We start from the raw sequence: 12,845 nt of genomic DNA on the forward strand, positions 1-12,845 counted from the left end.
GGTGCGCGGCGAGCGGCGGGTGGGCGCGGCGACGCGCATCGAGGTGGTCACCTCCGGGCTGCTGGTACGCCGGTTGCAGGGGGATCCCGAGCTGTCCGGGGTGGACGCGGTGGTTCTCGACGAATGCCACGAACGCCATCTCGACGCCGATCTGCTGCTGGCGCTGCTGCTCGACGCGCGGGCCGGACTGCGCCCGGACCTGCGGGTGCTGGCCACCTCCGCCACGGTGGCCGCGGACCGGCTGGCCGCGCTGCTAGGCGAGGACGAGACCGCGGCCCCGGTGCTGGAGGTGCGCGGGCGGACCTATCCGGTGGATGTCGCTTATGTCCCGCCGCTGCCCCGCGAGCGCACCGAGGCGCAGGTCGCCCGGGTCACCCGGACGGCGCTGGCCGCCGCCGACGGCGATGTGCTGGTCTTCCTGCCGGGCGCGGCGGAGATTCGCCGCACCGCCGACCTGCTGTCCGGTGTGGACGCCGATATCGTCCCGCTGCACGGCCGTCTCGCCGCCGCCGCACAGGACACGGCCCTGCGCCCCGGCACCCGGCGGCGGATCGTCCTGTCCACCGCGGTGGCCGAATCCAGTCTCACCGTGCCCGGGGTGCGCGCGGTCGTCGATTCCGGGCTGGCGCGCGTCCCCCGCGTCGACCACCGGCGCGGACTGTCCGGCCTGGCCACCGTCCGGGTCTCGGCGGCGGTGGCCGATCAGCGCGCGGGCCGCGCCGGCCGCGAAGCACCCGGGTGGGCCTGGCGCTGCTGGCCGGAATTCGAGCACACCACCCTGCCCGCCTTTCCGGAGCCGGAGATCCGCACCGCCGATCTGACCCGGCTCGCCCTGGAACTGGCGTCCTGGGGGATTCCGGACGGCCACGGCCTGGCCTGGTGGGACGCCCCGCCGCCGGGCGGCCTGTCCGCCGGACGGGAGGTGCTGCGCGCTCTCGGCGCGGTGGACGCCGACGGTGCCATCACCGCGCGCGGCCGCCGCATGGCCACCGTGGGCCTGCACCCCCGCCTGGCCCGCGCCCTCCTCGACGGCGCCGCCCTCGTCGGCCCCCGCCACGCCGCCGAGGTGGTGGCCCTGCTCGACGACGACACCCTCGCCACCGCCACCGATCTCGCCGCCGCCCTGCGCACCCTGCGCCGCGACCGCCCCACCCGCTGGCAGCGCGAAGTGCACCGCCTCACCCGCCTGCTCGACCACCCCGGCACCCCGACCGACGAGCCCACCTCCCATTCGTCCACCATCGGGACCTCCACCGAACCACCCTCTCCCACAGCGATATCCGACCACGCGAAGGAAGAAACATCGCCCTCGACCGCGCACGAGCCCGCGGCGGACCCGCAAGCACACATGACCCCCGACCTCGCGAGGACAACGGACCAGCGAGAGGACCGGGCGGGCGACCGCGCGAAGACGGTGGCCGATCGCGCGAAGACCGGTGACACACGAGCGTCAAGGCCGCACGGCCACGTGACAACAGCAGATACGCAAGCGCATACGGCAGGCGGTCCCACGAAATCAGCCGACCGGCAGGCTCGAACGGTGGCCGATCGCACGAAAACGGCTGACACACATGCTCGCACGGCGGGCGATCGCGCCAGAGCAGCGGACAGACACGCCGATACGGCGAGCGATCCCGCGAAAGCAGCGGACAGACACGCCGATACGGCGGGAGATCCCGCGAAGACGCCGGATACGCGAGCGCGTGCGGTGGACGATCCGGCGGTGGTGGTGGCGCTCGCGCATCCGGAGCGGCTGGCGCGGCGGCGGAGTGCCGGGTCGGCGACCTATCTGACCGCGGGCGGCACCGCCATGGTGCTGCCGCCAGGGTCGGGGCTGGGGGACGGCGAGTGGCTGGCCGTGGCGGTGGCGACGCGCGATCCGGGCCGGGCGGAGGGGCGAATTCGGTTGGCCGCCACGGCCGATGCCGAACTCGCGGGGCAGGCCGCGCCCGCGCTGCTGGCTACCGCGGACGAGGTGGACTGGGTCGACGGGGAGGTGGTGGCGCGGCGGGTCGAGCGGCTCGGCGCGATCACGCTGTCGGCGCGACCGCTGCGCGATCCCGATCCGGCGCTGCTGGCGGCGGCGCTGCGGCGCGGGTTGCGGGAGCACGGGGTGGGGCTGCTGCGCTGGGATGCGGACGCGCGCACTCTGCGGGCGCGGCTGGATTTCCTGCACCGCACCCTCGGCGCGCCGTGGCCCGCCGTCGACGACGACAGCCTGCTCGACGATATGGATCGCTGGCTGGGTCCCGAACTCGACACCGCGCGCCGCCGCGCCGATCTGGAACGCGTCGACGCCGGGCAGGCACTGCGCCGGCTACTGCCCTGGCCGGAGGCGGGCCGCTTCGACGAGTTGGCCCCCGAACGGCTGGAGGTGCCGTCCGGCAGCGCGATTCGCCTCGACTATTCCGCCGATCCCCCGGTACTGGCGGTGAAGGTCCAGGAGATCTTCGGCTGGACCGAACCACCCCGGCTGGCCGACGGCCGGGTGCCGATCCTGCTGCACCTGCTCTCCCCCGCTCAGCGCCCGGTCGCCGTCACCGCCGACCTGCCGTCCTTCTGGCGCACCGGCTGGCCCCAGGTCCGCGCCGACCTGCGCGGCCGCTACCCCAAACACGCCTGGCCGGAGGACCCCACCACGATGCCCGCGCACCGCGGCACCGCCCGCCGCGCGGCCCGGAGCTGATCACCCCGCGCCGATCCCGAGCAAACGCCACAGTCCGACCGACACCCGGCGACGATGCACGGCAGGGCGGCCGCACTGTACGGCCGGCATCCGGCGGCGGGCCAACGGCGTCCCTCGGCACATCCGCCGAGCACCAGCCCCGGCGACCACCACAGGTCGGCAGCCGCCTGCGGTGGCGCGATCCCGTTCTGCCGCACCGGTGTTCGCGGCCGCACCGGAACCGGGCTGGACCGGCTCGTCCGGAGAGCGCGGCACGCTCAGACCCCGTAGCCGCCGTCCACGTCCAGCTTCTGGCCGCTGATGAAATCGGCGCGGTCGGAGGCGAGGAAGCAGACGGCCTCGGCGATGTCCTCGGCGTCGCCGAAGGTGCGCAGCGGGATGTTGTTCCGGGCCGCGTCCAGGGCGCGGGCATCCAGGTCGCCGCTGTTGATGAGCCGGTCGGCCATGCCGTCGGTGGTCATGCCCGGGCCGACGCAGTTGGCGCGGATGCCGTAGCGCCCCTCTTCGGCGGCGATGGCGCGGATCGCGGCCTCGACCGCGGCCTTGGGTACCGAGGAGAGGGCGTCGCGGATGGGGAAGCGGGCCGTGGCGGCGGTGGTGATGGCGACGATGGTGCCGCGGCTGCTGCGCAGGGCGGGCAGGGCGGCGTGCACCGCGTTGAAGAATCCGGCGACGTCGGCGTCCACCTGGTGTCGAAGGTCCGCGGGCGCGATACCGCTGAGGTGACGCATGGGCACGTGCGGCCCGGCCGCGTAGACGAGGGTGTGCAGACCACCGCATTCCCGCACCACCTCGCCGACCACCGCGGCCACCCGGTCCGCGTCACCGAGGTCGAGTTGCCATGCCCGGGCTGTCCGGCCGCGCTCGGCCGCCTCCCGCAGCACGGGGTCGAGCCGCTCCGGCGATCGGTGGTAGGTCAGCGCGACCGCGCTGCCGCGCTCGAGCAGCATGCGCGCCGTGGCCCGCCCCAATCCGCCGCTGGCGCCCAGTACCAGCGCCACACCATCGCGGTGGCCGAAATCGTCCATGGGTCATTGATAGCCCACCGAACCCAACCAAGCAACTGCTTGGTTCACGAGCGGGCCGCCCGCTGCCGTCGATACGGTTCACGCCCGGGCGGCACCGCGGGCCGCGGCACCCGCGCACCCTTCGGAATCGGAAAGCTGCGCGGCTCGTCGGCCAGCTGGAATCCGGTGCCGTGATGCGTCAACCGCAGCGGGTCCCCCGCCAGCAGGGTGTAGGTGGCGACATGGTCGTGGATCTCCACCGACAGCCGCCGCCCACGCCACACCAGCCGGAACGCGATGCGCTGGAGTTCGTCGGGAAGCGCCGGGGCGAAGGAGATCTCGCCGTCGTGGTCGCGCAGCCCGCCGAAGCCGCCCACGCAGCCCAGCCAGGTGCCCGCCAGCGAGGCGATGTGCAGCCCGCTGCCCACATTGCCGTGCAGATCGTGCAGATCGGTCAGCGCCGCCTCCACGCAGTAGTCGTAGGCCAGCGACAGGTGCCCCACCTCGGCCGCGAGCACCGCCTGCGCGGCGGCCGACAGGGACGAATCCCGGACGGTGAGCGCCTCGTAGTAGTCGAAGTTGCGCCGCTTCTGCTCGGCGGTGAACTCGTCCGGGCACAGATACATGGCGAGCGTCAGATCCGCCTGCTTGATCACCTGTTTGCGGTACAGCGCGAAGTACGGGTAGTTCAGCAGCAGCGGATAGTGCTCCGGCGGCGTGGCGGCGAAATCCCACCGGGCGTAGTGGGTGAAGCCCGCCGACTGCTCGTGCACGCCCAGTTCGTCGTTGTGCGGCACCAGCATTCGCGCGGCGCGGTCGCGCCAGCGCGCGGTCTCGTCGGCGTCGACGCCGAGCGCGCGGGCGATACCGGGGTGACGTGCGCAGGCCGCCGCGGCCGCGTCCAGGTTTCGCCGCGCCATCAGGTTGGTGTACAGGTTGTCGTCGGCCAGGGCGGAGTACTCGTCGGGGCCGGTCACTCCGGCGATGCGGAATCGGCCCGCGCCGTCCTCGTGACCGAGTCCGTCCCACAGACGCGCGGTTTCGACCAGCAGTTCGACACCGAGGTCCCGTTCGAACCGCTCATCGCCGGTGGCCGCGACATAGCGCACCACCGCATGTGCGATATCGGCGTTCACGTGCACGGCGGCGGTTCCCGTCGGCCAGTAGCCCGACCCCTCGGCCCCGTCGATGGTGCGCCACGGGAACATGGCTCCAGGCTGCCCGAGCCGCCGCGCGTGCTCGCGAGCGTGTTCCAGGGTGGAGTGCCGCCAGCGCAGCGCATCGCGAGCCACCACGGGCATGGTGTAGGTGAACACCGGCAGCACGAAGGTCTCGGTGTCCCAGAACGCGTGGCCGTCGTAGCCGGTGCCGGTGAGCCCCTTGGCGGGGATGGCCCGGCTCTCGCCGCGCGCGCCCGCCTGGAGTACGTGGAACAGCGCGAAGCGCACCGCCTGCTGCAATTCCGGATCGCCGTCGATCTCGATGTCGGCGTCGGCCCAGAAGGCGTCGAGGAAGTCGCGCTGGCGCTCGCGCAGCGTCTCCCATCCGGTTTCCATTCCGGCGGCCAGCGCAGCCTCCACCTGGGCGCGCAGGGCCGGGGTGGAGCGGCGGCTGGACCAGCCGTAGGCGAGGTACTTGGTGAGGCGCACCCGGTCACCCCGGGCGAGGTCCACCGCGATGGTCAGCCGCGCCAGATCGTCCTCGGCGTAGATCTCGCAGCGCGGTGTGACCCCCACGGCCAGTTCGTGATTCATGGCGGCCGCCATGCGCAGCCCGGAGCGCCGGGTGTGATGGCAGAGCGTGGCCGAGTAGTCCCGGGCGGTGGCGAAGTCCGCGGCCAGGGGCCGGTCCAGGGCCGCCGCCAGCCGCGGATCGTCGCGCGGGACGCTGATCGGCTCGTTGACCAGCAGGTCCGACTGCACCACCAGTTCGAGGTCCGCGTCCAGCGGTTCGACCTCGTAGTGGACGACCGCCAGGGCCCGCTCGGTGAAGGAGACGAGCCGTTCGGAGTGGATGCGCACCCGCCGCCCGGTGGGCGACTCCCAGTCGGTGGCACGGCGCAGCGTCCCCGAGCGGAAGTCCAGGATCCGTTCGTGCGCAATGGTCTTGCCGTAGCGCAGATCCATGGGCTCATCGTCGACGAGCAGCCGGACGATCTTCCCGTCGGTCACGTTGACCACCGTCTGCCCCTCCTCCGGATAGCCGTATCCGGCCTCGGCGTAGGGCAGGGTGCGTTTCTCGTGGAAGCCGTTGAGGTAGGTGCCCGGGGTGCCCACCGGTTCCCCCTCCTCCAGCGTGCCGCGCAGGCCGATGTGGCCGTTGGAGAGCGCGAAGATGGATTCGGTGCGGTGCAACGCGTCCAGATCGAGTCCTTGCCAGCGCAGGTGCCAGGGCGCGATCTCGAATCCGGGCTGCGGTGCCGTCATACCCCGTCCCCGAGCCGGTCCAGATCCGGCACCACCACATCCGCGCCCGCGTCGCGCAGCGCCTGTTCGTGGCGGCCGTCGCGCATCCGGTCCACGCCGACCACGTACCCGAAGCCGCCGGCACGCCCGGCACGCACGCCCGAGACGGCGTCCTCGAAGACGGCCGCGTGCTCGGGCGCGACGCCCAACGCCGCGGCGGCGGCGAGGAAGGAGTCGGGCGCGGGTTTCCCGCGCAGCGCACGCTGCTTGATGACGGTGCCGTCGACGCGGGCCTGGAACGCCTCGCCCAATCCGGCGGCGGCCAGCACGACCCCGGCATTGGCGGAGGAGGTCACCACCGCCACCGCGAGTCCGGCGGCCCGCACCGCCGCGAGATAGTCGACCGACCCCGGGTACACCCGCACCCCTTCCCGCTCCAGCAGATCCAGCAGCAGGCGGTTCTTGGCCTCCCCGAGCGCCGTGACCGTCCACGCCTCGGGCGGGTCGTCGGGCGCGCCGTCGGGCAGTTCGATATCCCGGGATCGCAGGAACTCACGCACCCCGTCCAGCCGGGGCCGACCGTCGACGTAATCCAGATAGTCGGTGTCGCTGAAGGGCCGAAACCCTTCCCCCACATACTGTTCGAGGAATCCGTCGAAGGTCTGCCGCCAGGCCCGGCGGTGTACCGCGGCGGTATCGGTGAGCACCCCGTCGAGATCGAACAATCCGGCGGCGATGGATTCCGGCAGCCCTTGCACCTCTCGCGTCACCCGCCAGCGATACCCAACGGTCTGTCAGCCAAACGCGAACGTTCTAGCCATTTCCTAACCAAGTGTTAGCCGTACTCGAAATCCGTCCCCGTACCGTCACTCGGGTGTTCGCCCAAGTATCGTGCCCACTGCTCTCCACCGCCCCTCGCGCCGAGCGATAGCTGCGCGTTCGCGGGTTTAGTCTGAGGGCTGTGGTGAGCAATCGCGTGCTGGTGGTCGACGACGACGCCCGGGTGTTGGCGTCGGTGACGCGCGGGCTCCGGCTCTCCGGATTCACCGTCGATACCGCCACCGACGGTGCGGCCGCGCTGCGGCGGATCGCCGCCGTGGCCCCCGACGCGGTGGTGCTGGATCTGAACATGCCCACGCTGGACGGCGTCGGTGTGGTCACCGCGCTGCGCTCACTCGGCAACGAGGTGCCGATCTGCGTACTCAGCGCACGCTCGGCCATCACCGACCGCATCGGCGCGCTGGAGGCCGGGGCCGACGACTACCTCACCAAACCGTTCGACCTGGGCGAGTTGGTGGCCCGGCTGCGCGCGCTGCTGCGCCGGGTCCCCGCCCCGGCCACCCGGACCGCGGACCCGTCACCCATCGTGGTCGGCCCGCTGGTGATCCACCCGGGCAGTCGCCGCGTCTACGCCCACGACATTCCGCTCGACCTGACCAAGCGCGAATTCGACCTGCTCGCCGCCCTGGCCACCGCGCCCGGGCAGGTGTTCAGCCGCGCGCAGCTGCTGCGGCTGGTGTGGCAGTACGACTTCGAGACCCAGACCAAGGTGGTGGACGTCTTCATCTCGTATCTGCGCCGCAAGATCGAGGCCACCGGTTGCCCACGCGTGATACACACCGTGCGCGGGGTCGGATTCAGCCTGCGGGAGGAGCCGTGAGGCGGCCCGTCTCCCTGCGCACGCGCGTCGCACTCGCCAGCGCGCTGTCCGCCGCCCTGGCCATTGTCGCCATGAGCGTGGTGTTCCTGCTCATCGTGCAGACCCGAACCGATGACGAACTCGATGCCGCGCTGCGCTCACTCGAGGTCGTGCGGGTGGACGGGACGGCGTCGGCCGCGGCCTGTGACGGCCGGGTGGTCCGCCTCGAACCGAACGGCGACGGCTGCTGGGAGCTGCCCGCCGACCTGCGCGAGGGCGACCGGGTGGATCTGGGACTCGCGGTACCGCGGGACGTGGTGGCGACGGCGGTGGAGCGCAGGCGATTCCACATCGTCGCCATCGCGCTCTCGGCCATCGCGCTGGCCGCCGCGCTCGGCTGGTTCTTCGCTCACCGCAGTGTGCTGCCGCTGCGCCGGCTCACCGCGGCCACCAAGGATGTGGGCACCCGGCTGTCCCTGGACTTCCCGCGCCGCACGGCCACCACCGAGACCGCCGAGCTGGCCACCGCCATGGACCAGATGCTCGGCCGCATCGAGGAGCAGCGCCGCCACACCGCCGACGCGCTGGCCACCGCCCGCGATTTCGCGGCCACCGCCGCCCATGAGCTGCGTACCCCGCTGACCTCCATGCGCACCGATCTTCAGGTGCTGTCCGGCATGGAGCTGCCCGCGGCGACACGCGCCGAGATCCTCGCCGACGTGCTGGCCGCCCAGGGCTCCCTGGAATCGACCCTGTCCGCCCTGGAACGGCTCGCCCTCGGGGAGCTCACCACCGACGCCGACCGGGAGGAGGTGGATCTCGACGAACTCGTCGACGAGGTGGTCGACGACGCGCGCCGCCGTCACCCCGACGTCACCCTGATATCCACTGTCCCGCAGCCGATCCGGCTGGCGGGCCTGGCCGCGGGCCTGCGCTCGGTGGTGGACAACGCCATCACCAACGCCATCCGCCACGGCGGCGCGGCCCGCGTCGAGGTGGCGGCCCACCGCGATCCGACCGGAACGGTCATCCTCACCGTCGACGACGACGGCACCGGCGTCCCGGCCGCGGAACGCGACCGGATCTTCGACCGCTTCTATCGCGGCGTGGACACCGAAACCCCCGGCAGCGGACTCGGACTCGCCCTCGTCGCCCAGCAGGCGCGACTGCACGGCGGCACCGCGGCGCTGACCGACAGCCCGCTCGGCGGTGCGCGCCTGCGGGTGACGCTGGCCACCGGCGCGCACCGCGATCTTCCCGATTCCTCACCGAACTCCGGCCGCCGCTGAACTTCCGACGCATAACGTGAAAGTCGCCGGTGCGGCCGACAATCACGACAACCGGGCCGCGTCACCCGGGCCGCGACAACCGTTGTGGCGACGGTCACGGCCGCGAAGACCACTGGCCGACCACCTCTCCGGCCAGTGCGCCCGGTCCGCGGCTGCGGACACACGCGGACCGGGCCGACCGCGGTTCGGATCAGCGCACGGTACGCAACGCCTCCGGGGTCAGATCCTTCAGCGTCGGATAGCCGTCCACCGCCATGATCAGATCCGCCTCCGCGAGCAGGGTGCGCAGCACGTGCGCGATGCCGTCGGCCCCGCCCAGCGCCAGACCGTAGGCGTAGGGGCGGCCGATGCCGACGGCCGACGCCCCCAGCGCGAGCGCCTTGACGATATCGGCCCCGGAGCGGACCCCGGAGTCGAACAGCACCGGCACCCCGTCCGCCGCCGCGACCACCTCGGGCAGCACGTCCAGCGCGGGCAATCCCCCATTCGCCTGCCGCCCACCGTGATTGGAGCAGTAGATGCCGTCGACCCCGCCGTCCACCGCGCGGCGGGCGTCGTCAGGGTGGCAGATGCCTTTGACGATGAGCGGCAGCTCGGTGAGCGACCGCAGCCACGGCAGATCGTCCCAGGTGAGCGGATTGCCGAAGAGCTGGATCCAGCGCAGGATGGCGGCCTGCGGGTCCTCCTCGGGGGTGCGGTCCAGTCCGGCGCGGAACACCGGATCGGTGAAGTAGTTGGCTAGGCAGTGCCCGCGCAGTTGCGGGAAGTTGCCGGTGGACAGATCACGCGGCCGCCAGCCGGTGACCCAGGTGTCCAGGGTGACCACGATGCCCCGGAAGCCCGCCTGCTCGGCCCGGCGCACCAGGCTGGCGGCCAGTTCGCGGTCGGTGGGCGTGTACAGCTGGAAGAAGCCGGGCGTGGCGCCGAATTCGGCGGCGACCTGCTCCATCGGGTCGACGGTCAGGGTGGAGGCCACCATCGGAACGCCGGTGCGGGCCGCCGCGCGGGCGGTGGCCAGATCGCCGTGCCCGTCCTGCGCGCACAGTCCGATCACGCCGATCGGAGCCAGGAAAACCGGTGCGGGCCAGGTGGATCCGAACAGCTCGACGGACAGGTCGCGCTCCTTGGCCCCCACGAACATGCGCGGCACGAGCCCCCAGTGATCGAAGGCGGAGACATTGGCGTCCTGGGTGCGCTCATCGCCCGCGCCGCCCGCCACATACGACCACACCGAAGGCGGCATGGCCGCGCGCGCCCGATCCCGCAGCTCCGCGAAACTCACCGGCAGCGGCGGCACCACACCGCGCAACCCGTTGAAGTAGATCTCGTTCTGGTAGTCCCCGAACGCCATGGCCGACTGCCCGCCTTTCCGATGCGAACTCTCTCTGTGCTCGACGAGAGTGCAATACTGGGCTCCCACAGCGGTCCACGTGCAGGAAATCCACGCGAGAACGGTAGTGAATGCAGGATCATTGCGAACCGATCGGTGAGGATGAGCTCGCGCTCATCCACGCCCTGCAATTGCGCCCCCGCGCCTCCTGGACCGAGCTCGGCGCGGTCCTGGGCGTCGACCCGGTCACCGCCGCCCGCCGCTGGAGTCGGCTGCGGGCGCGCGGGGCGGCCTGGGTGACGGTGTCCCCCGGACCGCGCCTGCTGGACCGGATCACCGTTGCCTATGTCGAGATCGATTGCGCCGCAGGCGAAGCCGCCACGGTGGCGGCGCGGTTGGCGACGCATCCGCATATGGTGACCATCGAGCGCACGGCCAGCGCCCAGCGGCTGTTCACCACCGTGGCCGCCGCCGATCTGGCCGCCATGTCGCGCTACACGCTGGACATCCTGCCGACGCTGCCCCACATCAGTGCGGTGCACGCCAGCCTGGTCACCCACATGTTCGCCGAGGGCGGCGACTGGCGCATCGACGCCCTGGATCCCGCGCAGCGCACCCGGCTCACCGCACCGCCCGCCCGGTCACCGGCCGATCGCGACCGCTCCCGGCTCACCGAGGTCGATCGCGCCCTGCTGGGCCTGCTGGCCCGCGACGGCCGCACGCCCTACGCCGAACTGGCCGCCGCCCTCGCGGTCAGCACGTCCACGGTCAAACGCCGGGTCGACGACCTCACCGGACTCGGCCTGTTCCGCTTCCGCTGCGATTTCGCCCGCCCGCTCGGCGGCTGGCCGGTCGCGGTCACCTTCCGCGCCACCGTTCCCGCCGCGGACCTCCCCCGTATCGGTCACGCCGTGGTGGCACTCCCCCAAACCCGCAACTGCGCCGCCACCACCGGCACCCACAACCTGCTCGTCCAGGCGGGCCTGCACACCATGAGCGATGTGCTGCGCTTCGAGAACACGCTCACCGCACTGCATCCCGCCATGACCATCGCCGAACGCGTCATCACCCTGCGCCACGACAAACTCCTGGGCCACCTGCTGGACCGCCACGGCCGCACCGAATCCGTGGTGGCGGCCGACATCTGGTCCGAACCCGGTGCCTGAATCGACGGTCAGCGCGGACGCCGGGCGACGACGGCGAAGTTCAATGGAACGCGCGGCGCGCCCGCGGGCAGCGTCCAGCCTTCCGGGCAGGCGACGAGTTCCGGGAAGGCGTGCCAGTCCATGTACGGCAGTTCGCGCAGCGACTCCAGCACGAGCCCGGCGTCCAGCAGGGCCGTGACGATCTCCTGGAGGTCGTGCCGCCACTCGTGGTTGGTCGCGTGCGCGATCCGCCCCGCCGAACCCGGTGTGTAGCTGCCCGAATCGGTGTAGGTCTGTACGCCGCCGCCGGACAGATAGTCCTCGCTGATCTCCCAGGGTTCGAAGCCGAGCGCCCCGAGCAGCGGATGGTCGTCGCGGATGAGGAACACCCCGCCCGGTTCCAGCAGATCGTGGACGGATTGCGCCCACGCGTCGAGCTCCGGCAGCCACACGATGGTTCCGGCGCTGGTCACGATGGTGCTGAAGCGCCGGTCGAGCAGTGCGGAGGCGAATCGCGCGTCGCCCTCCACCCAGGTGATCTCGCGCCCGTCCGCCGCCGCGATGCGGGCGGCGTGGCGCAGCGAGTTCGGCGACAGATCCAGACCGTGGACGTCGACCGCCCCGAGCCGCGCCCAGGAGACGGTATCTGTGCCGATATGGCATTGCAGGTGCAGCAGCGACCGATCCCGGATGCCGGTCTCCGGGAGGTGCGGGGCCAGGACGGACAGATCGTTGCGCACCACCGTCGAGATGCGGGTCGGATCGTTCAGGAAGCCGTCCACGTCGTACATGCCCGAGCGCGCGTGCACGTCGGCGCGGTCGTCCCAGTTCGCCCGATTGTCGGCTATCGCGGTGTCATCGGCTATGGCGGTGTCATCGGCTGCCGCGGCGGCATCATGCATGCCGTCCGGTCTACTACCGCGGGTGGCCGTCGCACCACTGAATTTCGGCGACCTGGGCGCGCACCTCGTCGACGTGTTCGCCGCAGCCGGCCCACGTCGTCTTGCCACACGTCTCGCACGGCACCGGGTAGCACATGGATTCATCTCCTCACGTCGGCCGAGTCGAGCATACCGGCGGCATACCGGCGGTTCGCCGGCCGCACCTCCGGCTACGAGCGCGGATGCCCGGTTCGCGCACTCTGCTACATTCGCCGGGCCGTGGTGTTCGGGAAACCGGTGTGGAACCGGTGCGGCCCTCGCCACTGTGATCGGGAGCGACGAATCGTTCCGGGCGACACGGTCGTCCGGAGCCACTGGGGCCCGGCCCTGGGAAGGTGGATTCGCCGCGCGACACCCGTCAGCCAGGAGACCGGCCACGGCGCTGCAGTACCCGTTCCACGAG

General features: G+C 72.0%; 9 protein-coding genes and 1 riboswitch. Of the genes, 4 read left to right on the forward strand and 5 right to left on the reverse strand.

Annotated features, from left to right (window positions below):
- The first annotated feature begins 1 nt into the window (after position 1).
- Positions 2 to 2,686 carry an ATP-dependent RNA helicase gene (locus QJS31_RS31400; protein ID WP_306358420.1) on the forward strand — a complete coding sequence of 895 codons (2,685 nt, stop codon included), beginning with the start codon at positions 2 to 4 and terminating at the stop codon, positions 2,684 to 2,686.
- 257 nt (positions 2,687 to 2,943) lie between these two features.
- On the opposite strand, the gene QJS31_RS31405 is transcribed toward QJS31_RS31400, so the two are convergent.
- The 3 genes from QJS31_RS31405 to QJS31_RS31415 are packed head-to-tail and all read right to left on the reverse strand — an operon-like array spanning position 2,944 to position 6,868.
- Complete coding sequence (locus QJS31_RS31405) at positions 2,944 to 3,714, reverse strand: SDR family NAD(P)-dependent oxidoreductase (protein ID WP_306358421.1); 771 nt, start codon at positions 3,712 to 3,714, stop codon at positions 2,944 to 2,946.
- A 44-nt stretch (positions 3,715 to 3,758) separates the two neighbouring features.
- Positions 3,759 to 6,119 (reverse strand): glycoside hydrolase family 65 protein, encoded by a 2,361-nt coding sequence (locus tag QJS31_RS31410; protein ID WP_282785314.1) that lies wholly within the window; start codon positions 6,117 to 6,119, stop codon positions 3,759 to 3,761.
- Positions 6,116 to 6,868, reverse strand: coding sequence for an HAD family hydrolase (locus QJS31_RS31415; protein ID WP_372341710.1), 753 nt, complete (start codon positions 6,866 to 6,868; stop codon positions 6,116 to 6,118). The genes QJS31_RS31410 and QJS31_RS31415 overlap by 4 nt, the downstream gene beginning before the upstream one ends.
- 182 nt (positions 6,869 to 7,050) lie before the next feature.
- Here QJS31_RS31415 and QJS31_RS31420 point away from each other — a divergent pair, with 182 nt between their 5' ends.
- On the forward strand, positions 7,051 to 7,758 hold the full coding sequence (locus QJS31_RS31420; RefSeq protein WP_306358473.1) for a response regulator transcription factor: 708 nt from the start codon (positions 7,051 to 7,053) through the stop codon (positions 7,756 to 7,758).
- On the forward strand, positions 7,755 to 9,026 hold the full coding sequence (locus tag QJS31_RS31425) for a sensor histidine kinase KdpD (protein ID WP_282785312.1): 1,272 nt from the start codon (positions 7,755 to 7,757) through the stop codon (positions 9,024 to 9,026). Before QJS31_RS31420 ends, QJS31_RS31425 begins: the two co-directional genes overlap by 4 nt.
- 190 nt (positions 9,027 to 9,216) lie before the next feature.
- Here the strand turns inward: QJS31_RS31425 and QJS31_RS31430 are convergent, their stop codons facing one another.
- The gene (locus tag QJS31_RS31430; RefSeq protein ID WP_306358422.1) at positions 9,217 to 10,377 is read right to left on the reverse strand and encodes a lactate 2-monooxygenase; all 1,161 of its coding nucleotides are present in this window, start codon (positions 10,375 to 10,377) and stop codon (positions 9,217 to 9,219) included.
- Between the two features lie 110 nt (positions 10,378 to 10,487).
- On the opposite strand from QJS31_RS31430, the gene QJS31_RS31435 reads away from it, so the two are divergent.
- Complete coding sequence (locus QJS31_RS31435; RefSeq protein ID WP_282785635.1) at positions 10,488 to 11,522, forward strand: Lrp/AsnC family transcriptional regulator; 1,035 nt, start codon at positions 10,488 to 10,490, stop codon at positions 11,520 to 11,522.
- A gap of 8 nt (positions 11,523 to 11,530) precedes the next feature.
- Here the strand turns inward: QJS31_RS31435 and QJS31_RS31440 are convergent, their stop codons facing one another.
- A complete protein-coding gene (locus tag QJS31_RS31440) occupies positions 11,531 to 12,403 on the reverse strand; it encodes a bifunctional 2-polyprenyl-6-hydroxyphenol methylase/3-demethylubiquinol 3-O-methyltransferase UbiG (RefSeq protein ID WP_282785634.1) in 873 nt (290 codons plus the stop codon).
- Between the two features lie 242 nt (positions 12,404 to 12,645).
- A riboswitch (cobalamin riboswitch) is annotated at positions 12,646 to 12,836 on the forward strand.
- Positions 12,837 to 12,845 lie beyond the last annotated feature (9 nt).

It is taken from the genome of Nocardia sp. CC213A (assembly GCF_030766805.1).
GTDB classification, from domain to species: Bacteria; Actinomycetota; Actinomycetes; order Mycobacteriales; family Mycobacteriaceae; genus Nocardia; species Nocardia otitidiscaviarum.